Raw genomic sequence first — 25,426 nt, forward strand, 5'->3', positions numbered from 1 at the left:
CAGGACCTGCCACCCTCAACAAGGTTGACCATGACTTCAGCGCGCCACTTGCCGCCAGGCACCAATCTTCTTGCCGCGCGCCCCGGTTTTGTCCGGGTGCGGGGCGCCCGTGAACATAACCTGCGCAATGTCGATGTGGACATCCCACGGGATGCCCTGGTGGTGTTCACCGGGGTGTCGGGGTCGGGCAAGTCGTCCCTGGCGTTTTCCACCCTGTATGCCGAGGCGCAGCGGCGCTATTTCGAGTCGGTGGCGCCCTATGCCAGGCGCCTGATCGACCAGGTGGGCGTGCCGGATGTGGACTCCATCGAAGGCTTGCCGCCCGCCGTGGCGTTGCAACAGCAGCGGGGTACGCCGAGCACGCGCTCGTCGGTGGGCAGCGTGACCACCTTGTCCAGCTTGATCCGCATGCTCTATTCCCGTGCCGGCAGCTATCCGCCGGGGCAGCCGATGCTGTACGCCGAGGACTTCTCGCCCAACCTGCCCCAGGGCGCCTGCCCGCAGTGCCACGGCCTGGGCCGCGTGTATGAAGTGACCGAGGCGCTGATGGTCCCCGATCCCTCCTTGACCATTCGCCAGCGTGCCGTGGCTTCCTGGCCACTGGCCTGGCAGGGGCAAAACCTGCGGGATATTCTCGTGACGCTGGGTTACGACGTCGATATTCCTTGGCGTGAGCTGCCGAAAAAACAGCGCGACTGGATCCTCTTCACCGAGGAAACACCCACGGTGCCGGTGTACGCCGGCTTGACCCCGGCGCAAACCCGCGACGCCCTCAAGCGCAAGCTCGAACCCAGTTACCAGGGCACCTTCAGCGGCGCCCGGCGCTACATCCTGCATACCTTCACCCACACCCAGAGCGCGCTGATGAAAAAGCGTGTCGCGCAATTCATGCAGGGCAGCCCGTGCCCCCTGTGCGAGGGCAAGCGCCTGAATAAGGCCGCGCTGTCGGTGAAGTTCGCCGGGGTGGATATTGGCGAGTTGTCGCAATTGTCATTGTTGCAACTGGCGCAACTTCTGCGTCCGGTGGCCGAGGGCAAAGGGCGGGTAAAACTTTCGCTGGAAAAACGCCTGGCCGCCCAACGTATCGCCCAGGATTTACTGGAGCGGGTCAGCACCCTGACCGACCTGGGCCTGGGCTATCTGTCTCTGGAGCGCAGTACGCCGACCCTGTCCTCTGGGGAGTTGCAGCGCCTGCGCCTGGCGACGCAATTGGGCTCGCAGTTGTTCGGGGTGATCTACGTGCTGGATGAACCGTCGGCCGGCTTGCATCCGGCGGATGGCGAGGCCTTGTTCACCGCCCTTGAGCGCCTGAAAGCCGCCGGCAACTCGCTGTTTGTGGTGGAGCACGACCTGGAAACCATGCGCCGCGCCGACTGGCTGATCGACGTCGGCCCGGCAGCCGGCGAGCAGGGCGGCCAAGTGTTGTACAGCGGCCCACCGGCAGGCCTGGCACAGGTCCAAGCCTCACAGACCCGCGAATACCTGTTTGCCGAGCCGCAACCGCTGAACCCTTCGCGTCGTGCGCCGAGTGGCTGGCTCAGCCTGGAAGGGGTCAGCCGCAATAACCTCGACGAGGTGAGCGTGGACTTCCCCCTGGGTTGTTTTACGGCGGTGACGGGGATTTCGGGCTCGGGTAAATCCAGTCTGGTCAGCCAGGCGCTGCTGGACCTGGTGGGTGAGGGGCTGGGGCGGGTGGTGGTCAGCGAGGATGAGCCCGACCTGCAAGACCCGGCACCGCAAACCAGCGGCGGGCGCATCCGCGCGGGCCTGGAACAGATCCGCCGCCTGGTACAGGTGGACCAGAAGCCCATCGGCCGCACCCCGCGCTCCAACCTCGCGACCTATACCGGCTTGTTCGATAACGTGCGCAAACTGTTCGCCGCCACCCCAGCCGCGAAAAAACACCACTACGATGCCGGGCAGTTCTCCTTCAACGTGGCCAAGGGTCGTTGCCCGAACTGCGAGGGCGAGGGTTTTGTCAGCGTCGAACTGCTGTTTATGCCCAGCGTCTACGCCCCTTGCCCCACCTGCCACGGGGCGCGCTACAACCCCCAGACCCTGGCGATTACCTGGCAGGGCCTGAACATTGCCCAGGTACTGGGCCTGACCGTCGAACAGGCGGTGGACGTGTTCGCCGAACAGCCGGGCATACTGCGTGCGTTGCAGGTCCTGCGCGACATCGGCCTGGGCTACCTGCGCCTGGGCCAGCCGGCCACCGAACTGTCCGGCGGCGAGGCCCAGCGGATCAAACTGGCCACCGAACTGCAACGCACCGCGCGGGGCGCAACCCTGTACGTCCTCGACGAGCCTACCACCGGCCTGCACCCCCGTGACGTTGACCGCCTGCTACTGCAACTCAACCATCTGGTGGACGCCGGTCACACAGTGATTGTGGTCGAACACGAAATGCGCGTGGTGGCCCAGAGCGACTGGGTCATCGACATCGGCCCAGGCGCCGGCGACCAGGGCGGCCAAGTCGTCGCCAGCGGCACGCCCCAACACGTCGCCCAAAGCAAAACCAGCCGCACCGCACCGTTCCTCGCACGCGAGCTGGGCCCGGGGAATTGACCTTGGGCATGACAAGAGGCCCATGGATGGGCTAGCTTCAAGGTGTACCAGTCATTGATTAACTTGCGGAGGTACTTCATGCCAGTGAAACATGATCTTTATCAGGATTTGGGGTTGAGCAAGGAAGACGTTCAGCAGCGTCGGGCAAGCCACCATCGGTTGGATGTATTGCTCACTCAGTATGACGTCGCCGACAAGGAGGTACTGGAAGCTGAATCCGCAAGTGCCAATGACGATGATGTGGAGAACCTGAAGAAGAAACGCCTGTTGATCAAAGATAAAATCGTCGAACAACTGGAGCAGACCAAAGGGCATTAGCCAACGCCTGGGGAGGCGCCATATTTGTTCAGAATTGACCAAAGGACAGCCACCCCTGCACTGCCTATTATCCCAACCGTTCGCCCGACCCTGGGGCACGTTGACTGCGCATGGATTGCGTTGTGGTGTCGGGCGAACTCTATTTTCTAGGTGCGCAGCGCCTGCAGGCAGGCGTCGATCGAGCGCTGCTGGGTGTCGGCATATAGCTGCAACTCATCAATGGTCTGGCGGCCCAGGGCCTGTTCGAATTCGGCCTGGTTGGCGTTGGCCGCGTAGTGACTCTGCGCCGCATCGCCCAGGTTCGACTGGAAAATCCCCGCCGCGCTGACCGGCAGAAAATCCTCATACACCAACGGTTCGATTGCCACGTAACCGGCCTCAAGCAGTGCGTCCAGATTGGGGCGCGGGCTCTTATCGGCTGCGCGGCCCTTGTCGGTCAGGAAGTAGCGAAAGAACGCCAACCCCTGCTCGCGCATGGCCCGGTGGTTATCCGGGAAGGCCTGGAAGTGCTGCTCCATCAGTTCGGTGTAGCGCTGGGCGTTGGCCTCATTGGGGAAGGCGCCCAGTTCATCCCGGGCGGCGTTGAGCAACTGGTCGTAGAGTGCGCGGCCTTTGGGCGTCAGGGCCACGCCACGTTGTTCGATTTCGCCAAAGCGTGCGCTGTGGCTGCCCGTGGCATCGGTAAAGGCGATGACTTCGTCGAGGGCCTTGAAGCTGGTCTGGCGCAGCAGGATCGGGCATTGGCGGCGGGGTGGGCCTTCGATCACGGCCTTGGGGGTGATGCCTTTGCCGGGCATGTCGGCTTGTACGCGGTCGATGTCCAGGGTGCGTGGGGTCAGGTGATTGATGTGCGGGCCCTTGAAGGCCACCACATCGGCAATCAGCCGGTGCTGGGCGCTGAGTTGTTGGTATTGGGCGGCGCTGACGGTGGCTGTGTGGTGCCAGCGAAAGGTTTCCAGGGCTTGCTGGATAAAGGCCTGGGCATCGTTGGCATTCAGGCCACCGTCGGCTTCGGCCTGTTCGATCAGGGCCAGCGCCCGTGGGGTGAAGATCGAGCGCTTGCCCAGGGCGGCTTCGGCAAAGGCCCGCAGTTCAAGGTTTTCGATCAGTTCCAGGCGCAGCAGCGAGGTGAAGACCCGGAACGGGCTGGTCTGCAAGGCGCTTTCATGCACTGCGCGAAAGGCCGTGGAATGCACTGGCACGCCGGCCGGGGTGAGGTCGTAGTAGCCCACCGGCTGCATGCCCATCACCGCAAACAGGCGACTGATGGTTGCCAGTTCAAGGGCCGTGCCCAGGCGGATGGCGCCGTGGCGCTCCATGTCCAGGCGCTGGATTTCACCGGTGCGCTGCAGTTGCCGCGCCAGGTCGGGTTCGCTCGCCAGCGCCCGGGCATTGGTGTCGGCCACCAACTCCAGCAGCGCGCCATACAGCGGCACTTCCTCGCGGTACATGTCGGACATGGCCTTGGAGAAGTCTTTGCGGATGTCGTCGGGGCTGATATGGCGCGGGGTAGGCATAGAAAAAATCCTGGCTGCGATAACGGTGGTATGGGCCGTGAGCCAGATTTTGTTGGGCGTTGCCCGTGGGTGCAAATGAAGATTCCTCTGGACTTCATTCTGCAAATGAATGAGTTCCACTGCGGGAACCGGTACAAACAAAAATCCCGCCTGGGCAGGCGGGATTGGTCAACCCAGGTTGCCCTGGATCAGGCCGGGAACAGTTCGCTCAGCTTCATCGCCAGCATCATGTCGCCTTCGGTGCGCAGTTTGCCGCCCATGAAGGCCTGCATGCCGTCGGTGGAACCGTCGACGATGCCTTTCATGGTGTCGCCGTCCATGACCAGGGTCACTTGAGCATCTTCATTCACGCCTTCTTGCAGTTCGCAAGTGTTGTTCTTGACGATCAGCGAGAAGTTCTGGGTGTCGTCGATACGGAAACCGAACACCAGGTCCAGGCCGTCGGCGGCGCCTGGGTTGAATTTGGCTTTCATTGCTTCTACGGCTTTAGCTACGTCAGTCATGGTTCGATCCTTTTATGGGTGGTGCCAGTGACCTTGGGGTCACGGTTGGCCGCAATTCATCGGAAAGTGATGAGCTGCGGCGCCTTCAACAGTTGCAAGTGGGTATGGCTGTTGAAGGAAGCCAGTGCCACCTCGCGTCCACGGAACTTCAAGTGGTTGAGCGAGGTGTTGACAATCTGCCAGTTCAGCTCGAAAGCCTGGGCGGCAGGTATGCGGGTAATCAGGTGGAGCAGGGCGGTGATGGTGCCGCCAGAGGTAAATACCGCGATCTTGTGGGAGTTGTCCGCCGCCTCTAGCAGACGCTGCAAGCCACCCCGGACCCGTTCGACAAACCCCAACCAGCTTTCCAGGCCGGGCGTGTCGTAGGTCCCGCTCAGCCAGCGCTCGATGATCAGGGCGAAGATCCGCTGGAACTCGCTACGGTTGTGTGGCGCGTTGCGCAGGATCTCCAGGGCTTCGGGCTCGCTGTCGAGCAAATCCGGGAGCAGGGCGCGGATGATCGCGTCGGCATCGAATTCGTTGAAGGCGCTGTCGATTTCCAGGGGCGGCACCGGCAAGCCTTGGGCGCCGATGGACTCGAACGCGGCGTTGGCGGTGTGCTGCTGGCGGCGCAGGTCGCCCGACACGCAGCGGTCGAACATCAGGCCCAGATCCGCCAGGTGGCTGCCCAGTACCTGTGCCTGCTGCACACCGACGGGCGACAGGACGTCATAGTCGTCTGCACCGAAGGAGGCCTGGCCATGTCGAATCAAATAGATGCTGCCCACGTCCGTTCACCCGGTACGTTGAAAGTCTGGCGAGGTTATGAGGATGCCGGGAAGCTGTCAATGAAAAAACATACGCTTGTTTTAAAAGCTCGTTAGAGGCCCGTTTCAAGGGGTTTCAGCTCTGGCTCACCGGCAGTCCCATCGGTATGCTGGGGCAATCCGCGCCTGGCGCACCGTATCTGTAAGGAGTCCCATGGAGTTTTTGGCTGAGTATGCAAGTTTTCTGGCTAAAACCGTCACGTTGGTCGTCGCCATCCTGGTGGTGCTGATCAGTTTCGCGGCGTTGCGCAGCAAGGGCCGGCGCAAGAATGCAGGGCAGTTGCAGGTCAGCAAGCTCAACGATTTCTACAAAGGCCTGCGCGAGCGCCTGGAGCAGACCCTGCTCGACAAGGATCAGCTCAAGGCCCTGCGCAAGTCCCAGGGCAAGGCCGAGAAAAAACACAAGAAAACCCCCGAGTCCAAGCCACGGGTGTTTGTCCTGGATTTTGACGGCGACATCAAGGCCTCGGCCACCGAGAGCCTGCGTCATGAAATCACCGCACTGCTGAGCCTGGCGACGCCCAAGGACGAGGTGGTGCTGCGCCTGGAAAGCGGCGGTGGCATGGTCCACAGCTATGGCCTGGCCTCGTCGCAATTGGCACGCATCCGCGAGGCGGGCGTGCCGTTGACGGTGTGCATCGACAAGGTTGCGGCCAGCGGCGGCTACATGATGGCGTGCATCGGCGAGAAGATCATCAGTGCACCGTTTGCGATCCTCGGTTCGATTGGCGTGGTAGCCCAGTTGCCCAACGTCAACCGCCTGCTGAAAAAGCACGATATCGACTTCGAAGTGCTGACCGCTGGCGAGTACAAGCGCACCCTGACGGTGTTTGGCGAAAACACCGAGAAAGGCCGGGAGAAGTTCCAGGAAGACCTGGATATCACCCACCAACTGTTCAAGAACTTCGTCTCGCGCTATCGCCCGCAACTGGCGATTGATGATGTGGCCACCGGCGAAGTCTGGCTGGGCGTCGCAGCGCTGGACAAGCAATTGGTGGACGCCCTGCAGACCAGCGACGAATACCTGGCGACCAAGGCCAAGACCGCCGAACTGTTCCACCTGCACTATGCCGAGCGCAAAAGCCTGCAGGAGCGGGTTGGCCTGGCGGCCAGCGGCTCGGTGGACCGGGTACTGCTGACCTGGTGGAGCCGCCTGACCCAGCAGCGCTTCTGGTAACACGGCCCGCCTGGAGCCGGGCCCGCCTCTGTAGGAGCGAGCTTGCTCGCGAAGAACTCAAGACCAACGCGGTCATCCAACAAACCCGCGTTACCGTTGACGACCTTCGCGAGCAAGCTCGCTCCTACAAGGTGTGGGAATCGGATGCCTCATCAGCAGGCCCACCACCAGCGCCCCCAGCAGGCTCAACACTCCCGCCACCCACAATACCCGGCCAAACCCACCGACAAACGCCTGCCAGGCCAAAGGTTGCACTTGCCCTTGCGCCGATTCCGGCAGCAGCGCCATGGCCGCAGGCATGTCCCCGGCCACCACCCGCGAGGCAATCCCCGGTACCTGAGCCTGCCATTGCGCGCCAAGGCTGGCTTGCAGCAGGTGCTCGCTATGGCTGGCCAGCAGCGCCCCGTATACCCCGATCGCCAACATGATCGCGCTGAAACGCATGGTGGTACTCATGCCCGAGGCCATGCCCGCCCGGTCCCTCGGCACGCAGGCCATGATGTTTTTCTGGGTATCGCCATTAAGCAGCCCGGCACCGGCGCCGGTCACTGCAATTGCCAGGGCGAACGGTAGATAACCGCCGACACTCACGGCCCAGGCACTGAGCAGGTTGCCGCTGCCCACCAGGGCCAGCCCGGCCGCCATCAGGGTGGCCGGGGCAAAGCGGCTGGCCAGGCGTGCGCCGATACGCGGGCAGATCAGCATGGTCAGGGCAAACGGCAGCATCCCCAAGCCCGAGGCAATCGCCGAAAACCCCAGGCCGTTCTGCAGGTAAAACGGCAGCAGCGTCATCATCACCTGGGCACAGCCGGCATAGGCAAACATCCCCAGCAACGCGCCGACAAACCGTGGCGACTGGAACAGTTGCAGGTCCACCATCGGTCGGTGTTGCAAGCGCTCCACCCACACAAACAGGCCCAGCAGGAACGCGCCGCCGAGTAGTCGCGCAGAGGTCAACGGGTTGTCCCAGCCGATCCGGTTGGCTTCGATCAGGCCCCAGATCAGGCATAGCAGGCTGGCGCTGAAGGTCAGGCTGCCCCAAGGGTCGAGGCGCGCCGATTGGCTGTCGCGCGATTCCGGTATGGCATGCAGGACCAGCGCCAGTAACGCCAGGCCCACCGGCAGGTTGAGGTAGAAAATCCAGCGCCAGCCCAGGTAGTGGGTAATCAGGCCGCCGAGGGTCGGCGCGGCGGTCATCGCCACGCCCATGCAGGCGCCCCAGAAGGCCCAGGCCTTGGCCCGTTCCAGTTCGTCGTGAAAGGCGTGGCCGATGGACGCCAGGGCTGATGTCAGCAGTAACGCCGCACCGACACCTTTGACGGCGCGGGCGATATCCAGCAGCAGCACGTTGGGGGCGGCGCCACAGCCCAGGGAGGCGAGGATAAAAATAACCAGGCCACAGAGCAGGGTTTTCTTGCGACCAAAGCGGTCGGCAATGCTCCCTGCCGGCAACAGCAGGGCGGCGAACGCCAGCATATACGCGCTGACCACCCATTCGATATCGGCAAAATTGGCCCCCAGGTCGCGGGCGATAGTCGGCAGGGTCACGGCGACAATATTGGTATCGAGGACAATCAGCGAGCAGACCCCCGAGGCGGTCAACAAGGTAAGGCGTGGGCTGACCTGGCTCATGGCATGATTACCTGGCAGGCAACAGGCAAGCTGGATTTGACGGGCATCGTAGCGACTCTCTACTGTGGGCGTCCTGTCAGCTTAACGTCGGCGCCCAGTGGTTCTGTTAGCCGAGGCGAAGCACATCATTACCTTTGAGCTAATCCTGCAATGGAAATACGTCATTTCCGCTACTTCCTGGCCGTTGCCCGGCACCGCAACTTCACGCGTGCCGCCGAGCAGTTGGATATTGCCCCACCCACCTTGAGCCGGCAGATCCAGGATATGGAGCGCACCCTGGGCACCCGTCTGTTTATCCGGCGTCAGCGTGACGTCAGTCTGACCGAGGCGGGTACCGCGCTGCTGGCCGAAGCCGAGGCTACCGTGCGCCAGTTCGAGTTTGCCCAGCGCAATGCCCAGCGCGCCGGGCGTGGCGAAATCGGCCATATCGAATTGGGTTATGTGGCGTCGGCGGTGTATTCGGGGGTGCTGCAACGCCAGGTGCAGGCGTTTTGCGCGGAGTTTGCCGATGTGAGCCTCAGCGTGCGGGAAAGCCCCATGGCCCTGTTGCCGGGGCTGGTGGCCGAAGGGCGCTACGACATTGGCTACATTCGCTCACCGATGACCTTGCCCGACGGTGTGGAGGCGCTACGCCTGGGCAGCGAAGGTTTTGTCCTGGCGCTGCCCCAGGGCTCGTGGCTGCTGGGCTTGAAGGCGATCACCTGCGAGCATTTGCAGAACGAGACCTTCATCCTGCCCGAACAGATCAGCGGCACCTTGCAGGTGGCCGCGCAAGGCGGGTATGCCCCGCGCCTGGGGCCGCAGCCGGGAGGCCTGGTGGCGGTGATTGCCCTGGTGTCGCTGGGGCAGGGGGTGGCGGTAGTGCCGGAATCGGTGGTGGGGCATGTCAGCCTGCCGGGCGTGCAGTACCGCCACATCCAGGGCAGCGATGCGTCGTCGTGGCTGTCGCTGATTTACCGGCGCTTTGAAAAGGCCCCGGCCGTGGCGCGGTATATCCAGCACATCAAACACAACCCCACCCTGTAGGAGCCGGCAAGCTGGCCCCTACAGGGCCAGGCGGGGTTGGATCGAGTCTGCCAGTTGCGTGAGGATCAGGCAGCAGGACACCGCCCCGGCGTCCAGCACCCCCAGCGACCGTTCGCCCAGGCGGCTGGCCCGGCCGATCTTGGCCACCAGGTCCTTGGTCGAGTCGCGGCCCTGGGAGGCTGCACTTTTCATCGCCTCAAGGGCATCGCCGAAGGAGGCGCCCCCCGCCTGCGCCCGTTCAAACGCCTCCACCGCGGGAATCAAGGTGTCCATCAAACACTTGTCGCCCACGCCGGCTTCGGTGATGTCCTGCAACGAGGTCAGGCCGCCGCGCAGTAAATGGGCGAAGGTGGCGCCATCGATGTCTTCGCAGCCGCGTACTTCGTCGGCCATGCCGATAAACAGGCTGCCATATAGCGGGCCCATGGAGCCGCCGATGCCTTCCATCAGGCTCAGGGTCAGTTCATCCAGGGCCTCGGCCAGGGTCAACTGCCGGCCCTCAATGGTGCGGCCACAATGGGCGAAGCCCTTGGCCATATTGATGCCGTGGTCACCATCGCCAATCGCGCCGTCGACCGCGCTGAGGTATTCACGGTTGGCGACGATCACGCTCACCAGGTCAGTGACAATCGCGCTGCCGTCGTGGGTAGAGAAATGCTGGCTCATGGTTTACTCCGCCTGGGTCATGCCGATGGAGCGGCAAGGTTGGTCGATCAGGGTTTTCAGCTCGGCATCCAGGCCCAGCAGGGTCAGGGTCACGCCCATCATTTCCAGGGAGGTGAAGTAGTTGCCGACGTAGCAGCGATGGATCTTCAGGCCCTTGGCCTTGAGCTGGCTTTCGACTTCGGCGTAGAAAATGTACAGCTCCATCACCGGCGTCGCGCCCAGGCCCGAGACCAGCACCACCACGCTGTCATCCTGGCTGAAATCCCGATCCGCGAGGATCGGTGCCAGCATGCGCGTGGCCATGGCAGCGGCGGACTCGATCGGAATCACTTCGATGCCGGGTTCGCCGTGGTGGCCGATACCCAATTCCATCTGGCCATCGGGGATCTGGAAGTTCGGCTTGCCCACGGCCGCAATGGTGCAGGGCGTCAGGCCGATACCGATCGAGCGGCAGTGATCGACGGCCTTCTGCGCGACGCGGATCACCCCGTCCAGGTCATAGTGTTGGGCGGCGGCGGCACCGCCGATTTTCCACATGAAAATTTCCCCGGCCACCCCGCGCCGCTTGGCGATATCGGCCTTGGGCGCCGACGCCACGTCATCGTTGGCGACTACGGTGCGGATCTGCATATCTTTGCTGGCGGCCATTTTCATCGCCAGCTTCACGTTCATATTGTCGCCGGCATAGTTGCCGTACAGGCAGGCCACGCCCGCGCCGTGATCGGCGGCGCGGAAGGCATCGAAGAAGCTTTTGGCGGTGGGCGAAGAGAAAATTTCGCCGACGGCCACGGCGTCCACCAGGCCGGGCCCCACGTAGCCGAGAAACGCCGGCTCATGGCCGGAGCCACCGCCGGTGACGATGCCCACGCAGCCTTGTCTGGACGGCTTGGCCTTGCTGATGACGCGGGGGTTGGTTTCGCTTTGGCGCAGCTCGGGATGGGCGACCAGAATGCCGCGCAGCATGTCCTCGACCACTTGGTCCGGATCGTTGATGACTCGATTCATAACGCGGGTTCCTGTTCTTGTTGTCTTGGACGCAGTCGGTTAAATGTGGGAGCGGGCTTGCTCGCGAAAGCGGTGGGTCAGCCAACTGATGTGTCTTCTGACACACCGCCTTCGCGAGCAAGCCCGCTCCCACATTTGGGATATGTGTTGGGGTCAGGGTTCGAGCACAACCTTCAAGGACTTGTCCCCGCGCTCCATCACCGCAAACGCTTCCTTGAAATCCGCCAACGCAAACTTGTGGGTCACTACGTCGCGCATGTCGATCTTGCGCTTGCCGATAAAGTCGATGGCCCGTGGGTACATGTAGGGCCCCAGGTGCGAACCCAGCACGTCCAGTTCCTTGCGGTCGCCAATGATCGACCAATCTACCGTGGCCTCGTCGTTGAATACGCTGAATTCGACAAAGCGCCCCAGCTTGCGCAGCATCGCCAGGCCCTGGTTCACCGCCTTGTGGTGCCCGGTGGCTTCGATGTAAATGTCGCAGCCATAACCGTCGGTGATTTCGCGGATTTTCGCCAGTACATCGACCTCGGCCGGGTTCCACACCTCATCGGCACCCATGCGCAGGGCCAGTTCGGCGCGTTCGGGTTTCATGTCGAGCACGATCAGGCGTTTGGGGTTGCGCATGCGCACCGCGCCGATGATCCCCAGGCCCAGGGTGCCGGCGCCGGCCACCACCACCACATCGTCGAAATCCACATTGGCCCGTTCCGCCGCGTGCAGCGAGCAGGCCAGGGGTTCGATCAGGATCGCCTCGTCCGGCGCGATGGAGTCCGGCACTTGGTGGATGATGCCTTCCTTGGTGAAAATCATGTATTGGGCCATGGCGCCCTGGACGTTGTTCTGGAAGCCGTAGAGGTCGTGTTTCTGGCACATCCAGTACTGGCCGTGGTTGCAGAAGCGGCAGCCCCAGCAGGGCACGATCTGCTCGGAAATCACCCGGTCGCCAACCTTCACCCCACGCTTCTCGGCGCCGGGGCCCAGAGCGACCACGCGGCACACAAACTCATGCCCGGGAATCATCGGCGGCTTGACGTAGCGCGGCTGCTCGGCGTCGCCCCAGAACGATGGCGCGCCGCGATAGGTCTTGATATCGCCCATGCAGATGCCGCACAGCTCGACCTTGGTCAGAATCTCGTCGGGGCCGGGGGTGGGCACGTCGACGGTTTCCAGGCGATAGTCTTCCGGACCATGGCAGACCACGGCCTGCATGGTCTTGGGGATCACCGGGTGGAGTTGTTCGGCGGTACGTTCGGTAGCGGTGGACATGACAAACCTCACGACGAATAGATGGGTTACTGAATGCTGTAGCCGCCGTCGATCACCATATTGGCGCCGGTGATCATCTGGGCGGCATCGCTGAGCAGGTACAACGCCAGCCCGGCGATTTCATCGGGCTGGGCAAAACGGCCCGCCGGGATCTGCAATTTGGCCCGTTCGCCCACTTCGCCTGCCCAGGCTTTCTTGCCCAGGGCGGTCTCGACGATGGTGGGGGAGATGGCATTTACATTGATGTGCGGTGCCCATTCCATGGCCAGGACCTTGGTCATGCCGACAATCGCAGCCTTGCTCGCGCAATACGCCACATGTCGATCCAGGCCGATCACCGCTGCCTGGGACGCCAGGTTGACGATGCGCCCGCTGCCCTGGGCCAGCATGTATTTGGCACAGGCCTGGGCCACGAAGAAGCTGGCCTTGAGGTTGATGTCCAGGGTGATGTCCCAGGCGTTTTCGCTGACGTCGATGGCCTTGTCCAGCATCACCACGCCGGCGCTGTTGACCAGGTAGTCCAGGCGCTTGAAGTGCGCGAACACGTAGTCGATGCTGCTCTGCACCTGGTCGAGTTGGCGCAGGTCGACGGCAAGGCCGATATGCCCGGCGCCGAGGCTGGCGGCCACTTCAACCACGGCCGGATCGCGGTCGAGCAAGGCCACGCGGGCACCACGCTCCACCAGCAGGCTGGCGCACGCCAGACCAATCCCCGCCGCCCCGCCGGTGATCACGGCGCAACGGCCGCTGAGGTCGAAGGCTTGGTTCCAGAATCCAGACATTGGTTTAACTCCATTCTCAAAAACAGTGCAGATCAAATGTGGGAGCTGGCTTGCCTGCGATAGCAGCGACTGGGTAACCCTGATACACCGAGGTGCTCGCATCGCAGGCAAGCCAGCTCCCACACTGGGCTGTATTGCACATCAATATTTACTTGCTGCCACTGACCTGCTGGTACAGCGCATCCGCATTTGCATTGGTCACCGGCACCCACGGCAGGATGTAGTTCTTGGCAGTGCCGTCGCCCCAGGTCACGTCCTTGGCATAGCGCTCCCAGATCACCGACTTGGGCGTGTAGTCCTTGCCGGCCAATTGGCGCAGGGCCACATCGAGTGCGCCCTGGGACTGGGCCTGGGCGTCTTGCAGGAAGGTGGTGACTTCATCTCTTTTTGCCGCCTGGATCGCATCGGGCATGCCGTCGATGGACGTGACGGGCACGTCCTTGGACGTCAGGCCATGGGACTTGAGGGCCTGCACGGCGCCGAGGGCCATGTCGTCGTTTTGCGCGATCACCCCGTTGATGCCTTTGGGGTGGGCGTTCAGCCAATCTTCAGTCAGGGTCAGGGCCTGGGCGCGGTCCCAGTTGGCGGTCTTTTTCTCGATGATCTTGATCCCGGGGTGCTTGCCCAGTACTTCCAGCTCGCCCTTTTCCCGATCGATCTGCGCCGACTGGCCAATCGGCCCCTGGATGATCACCACATTGCCCTTGCCCTGGAGTTTGTCGACCATGGCCTGGGCCTGCAGGCGCCCGCCCTCGACATCATCGTTGCCCACGTACGGCACGCTGGCATCGGCGACCTTGGTGTTGGAGGCAATCACCACCACATCGTTGGACATCGCCTGCTTCACGGTGCCAACGCCGGCCTTGGTGTCGATGGGCACGAAGAGGATCGCGTCGTAGCGCTGGGTCACCATGTTTTCGATCTGGTTGTTCTGGGTCAGCGCGTCATAGTTGCCGTCGAAGACGGTCAACTGCACGGTGCCGTCCTTGACCGCCGGGTGTTCTTTCAGCTCGCGTACCCAGTTCTGCATGAACTGGCCCTTGAGGCCGTACACGGCAGCGCCGACTTTGTAGGTCTTGCCATCGGCGGCCAGGGTGATGCTGCTGGCGAGCAGGGTGAGGGCCGCAACGGCGGCAAATGATGTAGCGACTTTCATGATGAGAACTCCGTTTATTGTTGTGGTCGTTCAGTTCGTTCAGAGGAAAAGCGACTAGCGTTTTTTCTTGCGCCACACGTCAATCAACACCGCGAGCACGATGATCAGGCCCTTGGCGACCTGCTGGTAATAGGAGGACACGCCGAGCAGGTTCAGGCCGTTGTTGATCACCCCGATCAGCAGGGCGCCGAACAGCGTGCCGACGATGGTGCCGACGCCGCCCGACAGGCTGGTGCCGCCGATCACCACCGCGGCAATCGCATCCAGCTCATAAGACATGCCGGCCTGGGGCAGGGCCGAGGTGGTGCGCGCAGACAGCACCACGCCTGCCAGGCCGGCGAGCAAGCCCGAGACCACGTACACCGAGAACGTCACCTTGCGCACGCCGATTCCCGAGGTGCGCGCGCTTTTTTCATTGCCGCCCACCGCGTACACATAGCGCCCGTAAGTGGTGTAGCGCAGCACCATCCAGAAAATCAGCGCAACCACGGCAAAGATGATGATCGGCACGCCAATCGGCCCCAGCTTCCCGATGCCCAGGGCCAGGTAGGCGTCCGGCAGGTCGGTGACCGGGCTGCCGTCGTTGAGGATGAAGGTCATGCCCCGGGCAATGCTGAGCATGCCCAGGGTGGCGACAAAGGGCGGGATCGACAGGTTGGCCACCATAAAGCCGTTGACCACCCCCAGCATCGCCCCGGCAAACATCCCGGCGCTGACGGCGGCGAGCAGGCCGTAGCCCTGGGTCGCGACCAGTGCGCTGCACAGGCCGGCGAAGGCGAGGATCGAGCCCACCGAGAGGTCGATGCCCTTGGTCAGGATCACATAGGTCATGCCCACCGCAAGGATGCCGTTGATCGAGGTCTGGCGCAGGATGTCCATCCAGTTGCGCCAGGTCATGAAGTATTCGCTGGAGAACGCCATGACCACGCACAGCAGGATAAACACCAGCGGCAGGCCAAAGCGGTCGAGGGAAAGCCGCAGGCGGCTGCGCGCGGGGGTGGTCAGCGGGGCGGTAATGGTTTTGGCATTCATGAGGCAAGACTCAACAAGGCTTCCTGGGAAAGGGCGGTGTCGCTGCTGATAGTCACCAGCCGGCCACCCTTGAAGACGGCGATACGGTCGCTCAGGTGCAGCAGCTCCGGGGCTTCCGACGACACCACGATGGCCGCACCACCGGCGCGCACGAACTGGTCCAGCAAGTGATAGATCTCCTGCTTGGCGCCTTCATCGATGCCCCGGGTCGGCTCGTCGCACAGCAGGCACACCGGTTGGGTCGACAGGCATTTGGCAAGCACCACCTTCTGCTGATTGCCGCCGCTCATGGACGCCACTGGCAGGTCCAGGGAAGTGGTCTTGATCTGCAGGCGCTTGACCATGTCTTCGGCCAGTTGGTTTTCCTTGCGCGCATTGATCAGCGACCAGCTCGACAGCTGCTTGTACGCCGATAACGCGATGTTCGAGAGGATGCTGGAGCTGAGCACCAGGCCGCTTTCCTTGCGGTCTTCGGTGACCAGCGACATGCCGGCGCGGATGGTCGCCTTGGGCAGGCCGATGGGCATCGGTTTGCCTTGCAGGGTGACGCTGCCGGCATCCGGGGTGGTCAGGCCGTAAATGCAATTGAGGAACTCGCTGCGCCCCGAGCCCATCAGCCCATAGATGCCGAGGATTTCGCCCTGGCGCAATTGCAGGCTGATGTCCTGGAACTCGCCGCTGCGGCTCAGGCCCTGGACGTCCAGGCAGCACTCGGCGGCGCTTTCGCGGCCGACCTTGTGGTCGATGCGCGTCAATTCCTGGCCGACGATGCCGCGCACCAGGTGGGCGCGGTCGATATCGGCCATGCGCCCGCTTTCGACGAAGGCGCCATCGCGGAAGATGCTGTAGTCGTCGGCAATCTGCGCCAGTTCGCTGAGGCGATGGGACACATACACGATCCCGGCGCCCCGCGCGGTGAGGCGGCGGATGGCCTTGAACAGGGTTTCGGCTTCGCGCTCGCCAATGGCGGAGGTGGGCTCGTCCATGATCATCACCTGGCAGTCATGGCTGAACGCCTTGGCGATCTCTACCAACTGAATCTGCGCCACGCTCAAGCGATGCATGGGCGCGGTAGCCTCGACGTCGAACTCCAGGCTTTCCAGCAGTTCGCGGGTGCGTCGGCTCAGCGCCTTGCTGTCGACGATGCAGCCGGCGCGCCGTGGTTCGCGGCCCAGCCAGATGTTTTCGGCGACGGTCATGTAGGGGATCGGTTCCAGCTCCTGGGTGATCATCGCGACACCCGCCGCCAGCGCTTCACTGGGGCGATGGAAATGCACAGGGGCGCCATTGAGCAGGATGCTGCCGGCGTCACGCTGGGTGATGCCCATCAAAATACTGAGGAACGTGGATTTGCCGGCGCCGTTGCCGCCGCACAGGGCATGCACACTGCCGGCCCGCAGCGAGAGGCGGCCGTCACGCAGGGCAGGGATGCCGGCGTAGGCCTTGGCGACGTGTTCAGCCTGGAGCAGTAATGGCGTAGCCATCGGCGTGTCCTCGTGCTGTGAATTCTTATTAGGTACACAGTCGTGTTGCTGCGTGAGCATATGTGTATCAAATGAAATTCTGATCAGTCAATCTCTTTCATTGAAAACTTGTAATTGCCTGCTATTTCTTAATTCGTGGCGTTTTAGAGGGGTTTGACTGGCAGGTCAGTTAAATCGTGCTTGACAGTTGTCGGGGAATATCCGAGAAATGACTGATCTAAATTTCACTGAGTGATCATATGATCAGTCTTAAATTTCACCACGGCAGCGGAGCCTAATGCCATGAACACACCTTTCCCGGTGGCTATCGGATGTGATGAAGCAGGTTTTGAGCTCAAGGGGCTGTTGAAGCGCCATATCGAGGCGCTGGGGTATCCGGTGACCGACTTTGGCACCCATTCCACGGCCCCGGTGCTCTACCCGGATATTGCGCTGGCGGTGGCCACGGCCATCAACGCCGGGCAGCAGCGCCTGGGCGTGCTGGTGTGTGGCACGGGCATCGGCATGGCCATCTCGGCCAATAAAGTGCTGGGGATTCGCGCGGCCCAGGCCCACGACACCTATTCGGCAGAACGGGCGCGCAAGAGCAACGATGCGCAGATCCTGTCCATCGGTGCGCGGGTGGTGGGTGCGGAGCTGGCCAAGAGCATCGTCACCGCGTTTCTGGCCTCGGAGTTCGAGGCGGCGCGGTCCGGGGCCAAGGTCGAGCGCATCAATGCCATTGAGCGTGATGGGCATCAGTAGTGGACGTAGCGGGGCAAGAGTCGGGAGAATGCGCCTTTGACGCCGAAACGGAAGCCCGTCCCCATGAGTGACAGCACCCTGCGCACCGCCAGCGATATCGATCTGATGACCGAAGTGGCGATGCTCTATTACCTTGAGAACGTCACTCAGGAAGCCATCGCCAAGCGGTTCGACCTGTCCCGGGCCAAAGTCAGCCGGCTGCTCAAGCGTGCGCGCGATGAAGGGATTGTCGAAGTGCGGGTGTTGCAGCATCCGGCAATGAACAATGAACTGGAGCAGGCGCTGGTGGAGCGCTTCCAGTTGGACCGTGCGTTGATCGCGGTCGACCACAGCGACGCCGACACCCAGCGCTCCGCCGTGGCCAGCCTGGTGGCCAACTACCTGAACAAGACCCTGGGCGACGGGATGATCGTCGCCGTGGGCATGGGCCGCAATGTGGGAGCGGTGGCCGATAATGTGTTTTTGCCGGTGACGCGCAACTGCACGTTTGTCTGCGCCATTGGCGGTTCGCTCAAGGCTGGCGAATACATGAACCCCGACCACATCTGCCGACGCCTGGCCCTGCGCTTTGGCGGTGAAAGCGAAAGCCTGTACGCCCCGGCACTGGTGGCCAACCCGGAACTGCGCAGCGTACTGATCAGCAACGACACCGTACGCTCCACCCTCGACCGTGCACGGCGGGCCGACATGGCGCTGATCGGCATCGGTGACATGAGCGAAAACAGCAATATGGTGCGCATGGGCTGGTTCTCACCCCAGGAAATCGCCCAGGCGCGTTTGTCCGGCACTGTGGGCGACATGATGGGCTACGACTTTATCGACATCCATGGCCAGCCGGCGGTCAACGCCATTCAAGGGCGGGTGATCGGCTTGACGGTACAGGAGCTGTTCCGTATCCCAGATGTAGTGGCAATCGCCAGTGAAAACACCAAGGCGGCGGCGACGCTGGGGGCGCTGCGCTCGGGGGTGATCAATACCCTGGCAACCACGGTAACGAATGCCCACACCATCCTGGCGCTGGACGACGCAACCCGCAAAACCTGACCCGCTCGCTCATGGAGCTGGCTTGTGTGGGAGCTGGCTTGCCTGCGATAGCATCACCGCAGCGTGACGGATACATCGAGGGGCGTGCATCGCAAGCCGGCTCCTACAGGGGGGTTGCGGGGTGCTTTTACAGATCTTGTAATAGTTTTAAATTGTAGGAAGTTTGTATTTCGGCTGTAGGATTAAAGTCCTTTTCTCACTGCAGGACTTGCATGAACACCCTCTCGGAGCCTCCCAGTCGTCTTTCCCCAAGACCTCTATTGCCGCCGTTCCCGCTGAAGCATCCCCTATTCAGACTGCTAACCTTTTCCCGGCCATCGGACCGCGTTTTGTTGTGCCCGGCATTCTGAATATCAATAAAGAGACAGAGACTTCTATATGGAATGGTTAGCGGATCCAACGGCCTGGCTCGGCCTGTTGACCTTGATTGTGCTGGAACTGGTACTGGGCATCGACAACCTGGTGTTTATCGCGATCCTGGCGGACAAGCTGCCACCGGAGCAGCGTGACCGTGCGCGGTTGATTGGCTTGTCCCTGGCACTGCTGATGCGCCTGGGCCTGTTGGCAAGTATTTCCTGGTTGGTGACCTTGACCCAGCCGTTGTTCGAGGTGTTCGACAAGAGCTTCTCCGGACGCGACCTGATCATGCTGTTTGGTGGTGTGTTCCTGTTGTTCAAGGCCACCATGGAGTTGCATGAGCGGCTCGAAGGGCATGTCACCGAACGCACCGGCAATGCGGCCTACGCGATGTTCTGGCCGATCGTGGCGCAGATCGTGGTGCTGGACGCGGTGTTCTCCCTCGACGCGGTGATTACTGCGGTCGGCATGGTGGATGAACTGGCGGTGATGATGATCGCGGTGATCGTGTCCATCGGCGTAATGATCGTGGCCAGCAAGCCGCTGACCCGCTTCGTCAATGCGCACCCGACAGTGATCATGCTGTGCCTGGGCTTCTTGATGATGATCGGTTTCGCTCTGACCGCCGAAGGCCTGGGCTTCCATATCCCCAAAGGCTACCTGTACGCGGCCATCGGTTTCTCGATCCTGATCGAGGTGTTCAACCAGATCGCCCGGGCGCGCCGCAAGAAGTCCGCGCAAGGCCTGCGGCCGATTCGTGAGCGCACGGCCCATGCGGTCATGCGTTTGCTGGGTGGTCGCAGCCTGGCGGTGGAAGAGGTGGGTGAGGACGTTACCGACCTGTTGGATGGCGCCGATAATAGCCAAGGCCCGCTGTTCGATCGCCGCGAACGGATCATGATCAGCGGCGTATTGCAGCTGGCCGAACGGCCGATCCGCACCTTGATGACCCCGCGCGCGAATGTGGACTACATCGATCTGGCTGACGATCCGGAGACCATTCGCCTGAAACTGATGCACTCGTCCTACTCGCGCTTGCCGTTGATCCGTAACGGCGCGGTGGATGAGCCCCTGGGCTTCGTGCACAAGAAGGAACTGCTCAAGGAGTACCTGGCCGGCAATGAGCCGAACCTGGAACACCTGGCGCGACGGGCGATCAACCTGCTCGACAGCTTCTCGATCCTCAACGCCCTGGAGCAGATGCGCCAGGAGTCGACGCACATTGCCTTTGTGATCAATGAATTCGGCGATTTCATGGGGGTGTTGAGCATGACCGACATTCTTGAATCCATCGCCGGTGAATTGCCGGATGCCAGTGAAGTAGAAGGCCCGGATATCGTCGAAGAGCAGGGCGGCTACCGCGCCAACGGTGCGTTGAACCTGAACCTGATCCGCCAGCGCACCGGTTTTCAGGCGATGGCCACCGAGGATTACCAGACCCTCGCCGGCCTGGTGATGAGCCTGTTGGATCGCCTACCGGTAGTGGGCGACAGCCTGGAACACGCCGGCTGGCGCCTGACCGTGGCAGCGGTGGAGGAGCGGCGGGTGACGCAGGTGCTGTTGACCCCGCTCGCGGTGGGTTAACGGGGCCTGGCCCTTTTGGTCGGCACGCCACGGGTGTGCCGCGCGAAGGTTTTCTTCAGGGTCTGCTCCTGGGTTTCCCAGGGGCCGAACCCTTTGAGTGTTTCGACCAGTTTGCCGTTTTTTAGTATCAGCAGCGTCGGTGTGCCGGTGACAGCGGGGTGCCGAGGCGTCTGGCTGGTATCGAGCACATAAAGGGCGGCCTGGCGGCGATAGCGGCTGGCCACTTTACTGAACAGTGGCTTGGCCGTTCCGCATGCCGGGCACTGGGGCGATACAAAGAGCATGAACACCGTGCGTTGTGTCTGCAGCGCCCGTCTATACGCATCCGCGTCATCGATCACTGTGTTGATCAGTCCCATGACAGTCTCCTTCTCAGGTCCGTGGCCAAACCCTAAGCCGGGTGGGGCAGGCGGTCTACTGTCAGAATTCACAGGTAGCGCACCCCAATGTGTCGGATCGCAACGGATTGTGGGGCGCGGTAGCAGTGCGCGGGTCGTCACGGGCGGGGCGTCGGTGGCTTGGCTATTTCTTATGTGCATGATTTAAGACGACTTTAACGTTTGAATGTTTTCCTGGGACTGGCTGTGGCACACTTTCTGCTGCTTATTCCGTTGTTACATACCATGTTCCGTTACAGCGGAATAAGCGGCTTCCGCCACGCCTGGCGCAATTCCTGAAAAATATCCATTTTTAATCAAGGAGCAATTTTATGAGCGTTACTCGTTACGGCGCCGGCAGCACCGCCGGCGGTGGCCAACCCCGCCCATTCGCCCGTGCAGTGGAGGCGGATGGCTGGCTGTACGTATCGGGGCAGGTGCCGGCAGTGGATGGCGAAATCATCAATGGCGGGATTGTCGAGCAGACCCACCAGACCATGAAGAACCTGGTGGCAATCCTTGAAGAGGCCGGTTTCGAGCTTAAAGACGTGGTCCGGGTGGGCGTATGGCTGGAAGACCCACGGGATTTCTGGAGTTTCAACAAAGTCTTCGGCGAATACTTCACCCCCGAACACGCCCCGGCACGGGCCTGTGTGCAGGCAAACATGATGGTTGATTGCAAGGTCGAGATCGATTGCGTGGCCTACAAGAAAAAAGGCTGAATGCCTGATCTAAAGCCCACTCCAATCCAAAGTGGACTCGGTTTGGGTGGGAGCGGGCTTGCTCGCGAAAGCGCTGTATCAGTGCCAGATTTGTTGGCTGACACAGCGCTTTCGCGAGCAAGCCCGCTCCCACACAAGCGCCGCTCCCACATGGACCTTTTATGCCGATGAAGACTGCCATGACCGAAGACACCATCAAACGCCGCGCCAAAGGCCTCGACCGGGCGTTCGATATCCTCGATTTTCTCAAGGAAGTCGGCCAGCCCCTGCGCCCCAACGATATTGCCAGTGGCATCGGCAGCCCCAAGTCCACGGTCTACGAGTTGGTCGCGTCCCTCCTGGAGCGGCGGATTCTCGAAACCGTGGGCAAGGACGGTCATGTCTACCTGGGCCGCCAACTGTACTTCCTCGGCCAGGCTCACTTGCGCCATTTCGACCTGACCCGCGAGGCCGATCACGCGTTGCAGGAAATTGTCCGCCAAACCCACGAGACCGCGCAGATGTGCCTGCTCAACGGGCGCAAGTACACGGTGGCGCTGATGCGCGAGGGCCAGCGGCATTTCCGGATTTCTTCGGATATCGGTGAGAACGCGCCGATCCCCTGGACCGCCTCCGGGCGCTTGCTGCTGGGGCATTTGAGCGACCAGCAGATCATCGATCTGATCGACCACGATGACTTCATCCTGCCGGACGGCCAACGCCTGCCCCTGGACACCTTTCTCGGGCAGATCCGCCAGGCCAGCCTCGATGGTTTCTTTTCCTTCGACAGTGTCGCCGACACCTTTACCCACTGCTTTGCCGCGCCGGTGCGCGATGCCCTGGGCATCGCTATTGCGACCCTGTGCATCGTCGCCCCACGGGCCGACGCCCAGAACCATTACAACGACTACCGCCGGGTGCTGATCGACAGCGCAAACAACCTGGCCCGTCGTATCAATGAATAGCCAAACGGAGTAATCCCATGCCGGTCTTCAATGCCGTTGAAAAAGGCGCTGCCGCCAGCGGTGCCCATCTGGTACGCGATGTCAGCTTGCCTGCCCTGGTGCTGCACCGCGCGGCGCTGGAACACAATATTCAGTGGATGCAGGACTTCGTCAGCAAAAGCGGCGCGCAACTGGCGCCCCATGGCAAGACCAGCATGATGCCGGCGCTGTTCCAGCGTCAGTTGGCGCAAGGCGCCTGGGGCATCACCCTGGCCACCGCTGTGCAGACCCGCGCCGCCTATGCCGGTGGTGTGCGCCGGGTATTAATGGCCAACCAATTGGTGGGCGCGCCGAACATGGCGTTGATCGCCGAACTGCTGGCGGACCCAGGCTTTGACTTCCATTGCATGGTCGACCACCCGGACAACGTGGCTGACCTGGGCGCGTTCTTCGCCGCCCGTGGCCTGCGCCTGAACGTGATGATCGAATACGGTGTGGTCGGCGGCCGCTGCGGTTGCCGCAGCGAGCAAGAGGTGCTGGACCTGGCGCGGGCGATCAAGGCCCAACCGGCCCTGGCGCTCACCGGTATCGAAGGCTACGAAGGGGTGATCCACGGCGAGCATGCCATCAGCGGTATCCGCGAGTTTGCCGCGTCGCTGGTGCGCCTGGCGGTGGATATGCAGAACAGCGGTGCTTTCGACCTTGGCCAGCCGATCATCACCGCCTCGGGTTCTGCGTGGTATGACCTGATCGCCGAATCCTTTGCCGCGCAAAATGCCGAGGGGCGCTTCCTCAGCGTGCTGCGCCCCGGCAGCTATGTGGCCCACGACCACGGCATCTACAAGGACGCGCAATGCTGCGTATTGGACCGGCGCAGCGACCTCAGCGAAGGCCTGCGTCCGGCCCTGGAAGTCTGGGCCCATGTGCAGTCATTGCCGGAGCCTGGGTTTGCGGTGATTGCCCTGGGCAAGCGTGACGTGGCCTACGACGCGGGCTTGCCGATGCCGCTCAAGCGCTACAAGGCCGGCGTGCTGCCGGCGGTGGGCGATGACGTGAGTGGCTGCAAGGTCACGGCGGTGATGGACCAGCATGCGTTCATGAGCGTGGCGGCGGGGGTTGAGCTGCGGATTGGCGACATCATCTCGTTTGGCACATCGCACCCATGCTTGACGTTCGATAAGTGGCAAGTGGGGTGCCTGGTGGATGAGCAGTTGCAGGTAATCGAGACATTGCAGACCTGTTTCTAGATCGCGTCGCGGCCATCGCAGGCAAGCCAGCTCCCACATTTGGATTTGTGAACACATTCAAATGTGGGAGCTGGCTTGCCTGCGATGAGGCCCCCAAACCCACCCGAGAATCCGAACATGAACCCACATCCGCGCATCGCCCTGATCGGCGAATGCATGATCGAACTGCAACACCGCGCCGACGGTAGCCTGCACCAGAGCTTCGGCGGCGACACCCTGAACACCGCCGTCTACCTGCGCCGCGAACTGGGGGCAGACAGCACGGTGGACTACGTCACCGCCCTGGGCGATGACAGCTTCAGCGATGCCATGTGCGCGCAATGGGCCTCCGAAGGCCTTGGCCTGCAGCGAGTCCAGCGCTTGCCGGGCCGTCTGCCGGGGTTGTACTGCATCCAGACCGATGCCAATGGCGAGCGTAAATTCCTCTACTGGCGCAACGAAGCGGCGGTGCGCGATTGCTTCACCACCCCTGGGGCGGAACCGATCCTGGCGGCCCTGCCGGGCTACGATGTGCTGTATTTGAGCGGGATCACCCTCGCGGTGTTGGGTGCAGTCGGGCGTACACGCCTACTGGCTGTGTTGGTCGAAGCCCGTCAGCGGGGTGCCAGAGTGGTGTTCGACAACAACTACCGGCCACGTCTTTGGGCCAGTGTCGAAGCCGCCCGCGAGGCTTACCGGCAGGTGCTGGAGCATGTGGATCTGGCCTTGCTGACCGAGGACGACGAGCGTGCCTTGTTCGGCTATGCCGACAGCGAGCAGGTGTTTGCGGCCTATTCGGGGATTGATGAAGTGGTGCTCAAGTGCGGCGCGGATGACTGCCTGATTCGCCAAAGCGGCCAGCGTTTCGCGGTGGCGGCGGCAGTGGTCGAGAAGGTGGTGGACACCACGGCGGCGGGGGATTCGTTCAGTGCGGCTTACCTGGCCAGCCGGCTCAGGGGCGGTTCGCCGCGAGAGGCGGCCTTGGCTGGGCACCGGCTGGCGAGCCGGGTTATTCAGGTTGCGGGCGCGCTGCTTCCCCTGAACGAGTCGAGCTGATGGGGCTAGTTGTGGCGAGGGGGCTCGTCCCCCGTTGGGCTGCGAAGCAGCCCCAAAACCGGTCACCTCGGTGTTTCTGAAAGGCCGAGGTGAGGCTGACTGGGGCTGCTGTGCAGCCCAGCGGGGGACGAGCCCCCTCGCCACAATGGTTGCTTGCCACTGAGTTCGTCAGTCGCGGTAGAACACCTGCACCAGGTGGTAACCAAACTTGCTCTTGATCGGCCCGTGTACCACCCGCAGGGGTTTCTTGAAAATCACCGCATCGATCACTCCGACCATTTGCCCCGGCCGCACTTCACCGAGGTCGCCGCCGCGCTTGCCGGATGGGCAGGTGGAGAATTTCTTGGCCAGCACATCAAAGGCTTCGCCCTTGGCAATACGCTGCTTGAGCTGTTCGGCTTCCTCGCTGGTCTTCACCAGGATGTGGCGGGCTTGGGCTTTCATCGGGCAGT

The 25,426-nt window shown here is 62.3% G+C and carries 24 protein-coding genes; 11 read left to right on the plus strand and 13 right to left on the minus strand.

The annotated features are described in order from the left end of the window. Positions 1–30: 30 nt before the first annotated feature. A complete protein-coding gene (locus tag HKK57_RS21310; RefSeq protein ID WP_154906100.1) occupies positions 31–2,568 on the plus strand; it encodes an excinuclease ABC subunit UvrA in 2,538 nt (845 codons plus the stop codon). Between the two features lie 78 nt (positions 2,569–2,646). After that, a complete protein-coding gene (locus tag HKK57_RS21315; RefSeq protein WP_032857259.1) occupies positions 2,647–2,886 on the plus strand; it encodes a DUF465 domain-containing protein in 240 nt (79 codons plus the stop codon). 146 nt (positions 2,887–3,032) lie between these two features. Here the strand turns inward: HKK57_RS21315 and hglS are convergent, their stop codons facing one another. From hglS to HKK57_RS21330, 3 genes are all read right to left on the minus strand, one after another. Then, positions 3,033–4,403, minus strand: coding sequence for a 2-oxoadipate dioxygenase/decarboxylase HglS (gene hglS / locus HKK57_RS21320; protein ID WP_169390710.1), 1,371 nt, complete (start codon positions 4,401–4,403; stop codon positions 3,033–3,035). Positions 4,404–4,591: 188 nt separating this feature from the next. Next, complete coding sequence (locus tag HKK57_RS21325; RefSeq protein WP_169390711.1) at positions 4,592–4,906, minus strand: SCP2 sterol-binding domain-containing protein; 315 nt, start codon at positions 4,904–4,906, stop codon at positions 4,592–4,594. 56 nt (positions 4,907–4,962) lie between these two features. Then, the gene (locus HKK57_RS21330; protein ID WP_029293701.1) at positions 4,963–5,673 is read right to left on the minus strand and encodes a histidine phosphatase family protein; all 711 of its coding nucleotides are present in this window, start codon (positions 5,671–5,673) and stop codon (positions 4,963–4,965) included. A gap of 193 nt (positions 5,674–5,866) precedes the next feature. On the opposite strand from HKK57_RS21330, the gene sohB reads away from it, so the two are divergent. After that, positions 5,867–6,889, plus strand: coding sequence for a protease SohB (gene sohB, locus HKK57_RS21335; RefSeq protein WP_029293703.1), 1,023 nt, complete (start codon positions 5,867–5,869; stop codon positions 6,887–6,889). Between the two features lie 90 nt (positions 6,890–6,979). On the opposite strand, the gene HKK57_RS21340 is transcribed toward sohB, so the two are convergent. Continuing rightward, positions 6,980–8,521 carry an MFS transporter gene (locus tag HKK57_RS21340; RefSeq protein WP_169390712.1) on the minus strand — a complete coding sequence of 514 codons (1,542 nt, stop codon included), beginning with the start codon at positions 8,519–8,521 and terminating at the stop codon, positions 6,980–6,982. Between the two features lie 150 nt (positions 8,522–8,671). Between HKK57_RS21340 and HKK57_RS21345 the strand changes: the two genes are divergently transcribed. Then, positions 8,672–9,547, plus strand: coding sequence for a LysR family transcriptional regulator (locus tag HKK57_RS21345; RefSeq protein ID WP_070996104.1), 876 nt, complete (start codon positions 8,672–8,674; stop codon positions 9,545–9,547). A gap of 18 nt (positions 9,548–9,565) precedes the next feature. Here HKK57_RS21345 and dhaL read toward each other — a convergent pair whose 3' ends face one another. From dhaL to HKK57_RS21380, 7 genes are all read right to left on the minus strand, one after another. Next, the gene (gene dhaL / locus HKK57_RS21350; RefSeq protein WP_029293709.1) at positions 9,566–10,213 is read right to left on the minus strand and encodes a dihydroxyacetone kinase subunit DhaL; all 648 of its coding nucleotides are present in this window, start codon (positions 10,211–10,213) and stop codon (positions 9,566–9,568) included. Positions 10,214–10,216: 3 nt separating this feature from the next. Next, entirely contained in the window at positions 10,217–11,218 is a 1,002-nt protein-coding gene (locus HKK57_RS21355; protein ID WP_070996106.1) for a dihydroxyacetone kinase subunit DhaK, read from the minus strand. A 153-nt stretch (positions 11,219–11,371) separates the two neighbouring features. Then, positions 11,372–12,487, minus strand: a complete 1,116-nt coding sequence (locus HKK57_RS21360; protein ID WP_029293713.1) for an MDR/zinc-dependent alcohol dehydrogenase-like family protein — start codon at positions 12,485–12,487, stop codon at positions 11,372–11,374. Positions 12,488–12,513: 26 nt separating this feature from the next. Further along, positions 12,514–13,269: an SDR family oxidoreductase gene (locus HKK57_RS21365; protein ID WP_029293715.1), complete on the minus strand. Its 756-nt coding sequence runs from the start codon at positions 13,267–13,269 to the stop codon at positions 12,514–12,516. Between the two features lie 148 nt (positions 13,270–13,417). Next, positions 13,418–14,425 (minus strand): substrate-binding domain-containing protein, encoded by a 1,008-nt coding sequence (locus HKK57_RS21370; RefSeq protein WP_029293717.1) that lies wholly within the window; start codon positions 14,423–14,425, stop codon positions 13,418–13,420. Positions 14,426–14,479: 54 nt separating this feature from the next. Then, positions 14,480–15,457, minus strand: a complete 978-nt coding sequence (locus HKK57_RS21375) for an ABC transporter permease (protein WP_029293719.1) — start codon at positions 15,455–15,457, stop codon at positions 14,480–14,482. Further along, positions 15,454–16,941, minus strand: a complete 1,488-nt coding sequence (locus tag HKK57_RS21380; protein ID WP_169390713.1) for a sugar ABC transporter ATP-binding protein — start codon at positions 16,939–16,941, stop codon at positions 15,454–15,456. Before HKK57_RS21380 ends, HKK57_RS21375 begins: the two co-directional genes overlap by 4 nt. A gap of 282 nt (positions 16,942–17,223) precedes the next feature. Between HKK57_RS21380 and rpiB the strand changes: the two genes are divergently transcribed. The 3 genes from rpiB to HKK57_RS21395 all read left to right on the plus strand — a co-directional run bounded on the left by rpiB (position 17,224) and on the right by HKK57_RS21395 (position 20,670). After that, the gene (rpiB, locus tag HKK57_RS21385) at positions 17,224–17,685 is read left to right on the plus strand and encodes a ribose 5-phosphate isomerase B (RefSeq protein WP_169390714.1); all 462 of its coding nucleotides are present in this window, start codon (positions 17,224–17,226) and stop codon (positions 17,683–17,685) included. A 63-nt stretch (positions 17,686–17,748) separates the two neighbouring features. Next, the gene (locus tag HKK57_RS21390) at positions 17,749–18,729 is read left to right on the plus strand and encodes a sugar-binding transcriptional regulator (RefSeq protein WP_029293725.1); all 981 of its coding nucleotides are present in this window, start codon (positions 17,749–17,751) and stop codon (positions 18,727–18,729) included. 378 nt (positions 18,730–19,107) lie between these two features. Further along, positions 19,108–20,670: a TerC family protein gene (locus HKK57_RS21395; protein ID WP_029293728.1), complete on the plus strand. Its 1,563-nt coding sequence runs from the start codon at positions 19,108–19,110 to the stop codon at positions 20,668–20,670. Here HKK57_RS21395 and HKK57_RS21400 read toward each other — a convergent pair. Continuing rightward, positions 20,667–21,029 carry a thioredoxin family protein gene (locus HKK57_RS21400; protein ID WP_133714781.1) on the minus strand — a complete coding sequence of 121 codons (363 nt, stop codon included), beginning with the start codon at positions 21,027–21,029 and terminating at the stop codon, positions 20,667–20,669. The genes HKK57_RS21395 and HKK57_RS21400 overlap by 4 nt on opposite strands. A 350-nt stretch (positions 21,030–21,379) precedes the next feature. Between HKK57_RS21400 and HKK57_RS21405 the strand changes: the two genes are divergently transcribed. From HKK57_RS21405 to HKK57_RS21420, 4 genes are all read left to right on the plus strand, one after another. Next, positions 21,380–21,769 carry a RidA family protein gene (locus HKK57_RS21405; protein ID WP_169390715.1) on the plus strand — a complete coding sequence of 130 codons (390 nt, stop codon included), beginning with the start codon at positions 21,380–21,382 and terminating at the stop codon, positions 21,767–21,769. A 179-nt stretch (positions 21,770–21,948) separates the two neighbouring features. Beyond that, entirely contained in the window at positions 21,949–22,713 is a 765-nt protein-coding gene (locus HKK57_RS21410) for an IclR family transcriptional regulator (protein ID WP_169391228.1), read from the plus strand. Between the two features lie 17 nt (positions 22,714–22,730). After that, on the plus strand, positions 22,731–23,939 hold the full coding sequence (locus HKK57_RS21415) for an amino acid deaminase (protein WP_169390716.1): 1,209 nt from the start codon (positions 22,731–22,733) through the stop codon (positions 23,937–23,939). A 117-nt stretch (positions 23,940–24,056) separates the two neighbouring features. Further along, positions 24,057–24,974: a sugar kinase gene (locus HKK57_RS21420; RefSeq protein WP_169390717.1), complete on the plus strand. Its 918-nt coding sequence runs from the start codon at positions 24,057–24,059 to the stop codon at positions 24,972–24,974. Between the two features lie 168 nt (positions 24,975–25,142). Here the strand turns inward: HKK57_RS21420 and HKK57_RS21425 are convergent, their stop codons facing one another. Next, positions 25,143–25,418: a peptidylprolyl isomerase gene (locus HKK57_RS21425; RefSeq protein ID WP_029293742.1), complete on the minus strand. Its 276-nt coding sequence runs from the start codon at positions 25,416–25,418 to the stop codon at positions 25,143–25,145. Positions 25,419–25,426 lie beyond the last annotated feature (8 nt).

The organism is Pseudomonas sp. ADAK21 (assembly GCF_012935735.1).
Lineage (GTDB): Bacteria > Pseudomonadota > Gammaproteobacteria > Pseudomonadales > Pseudomonadaceae > Aquipseudomonas > Aquipseudomonas proteolytica.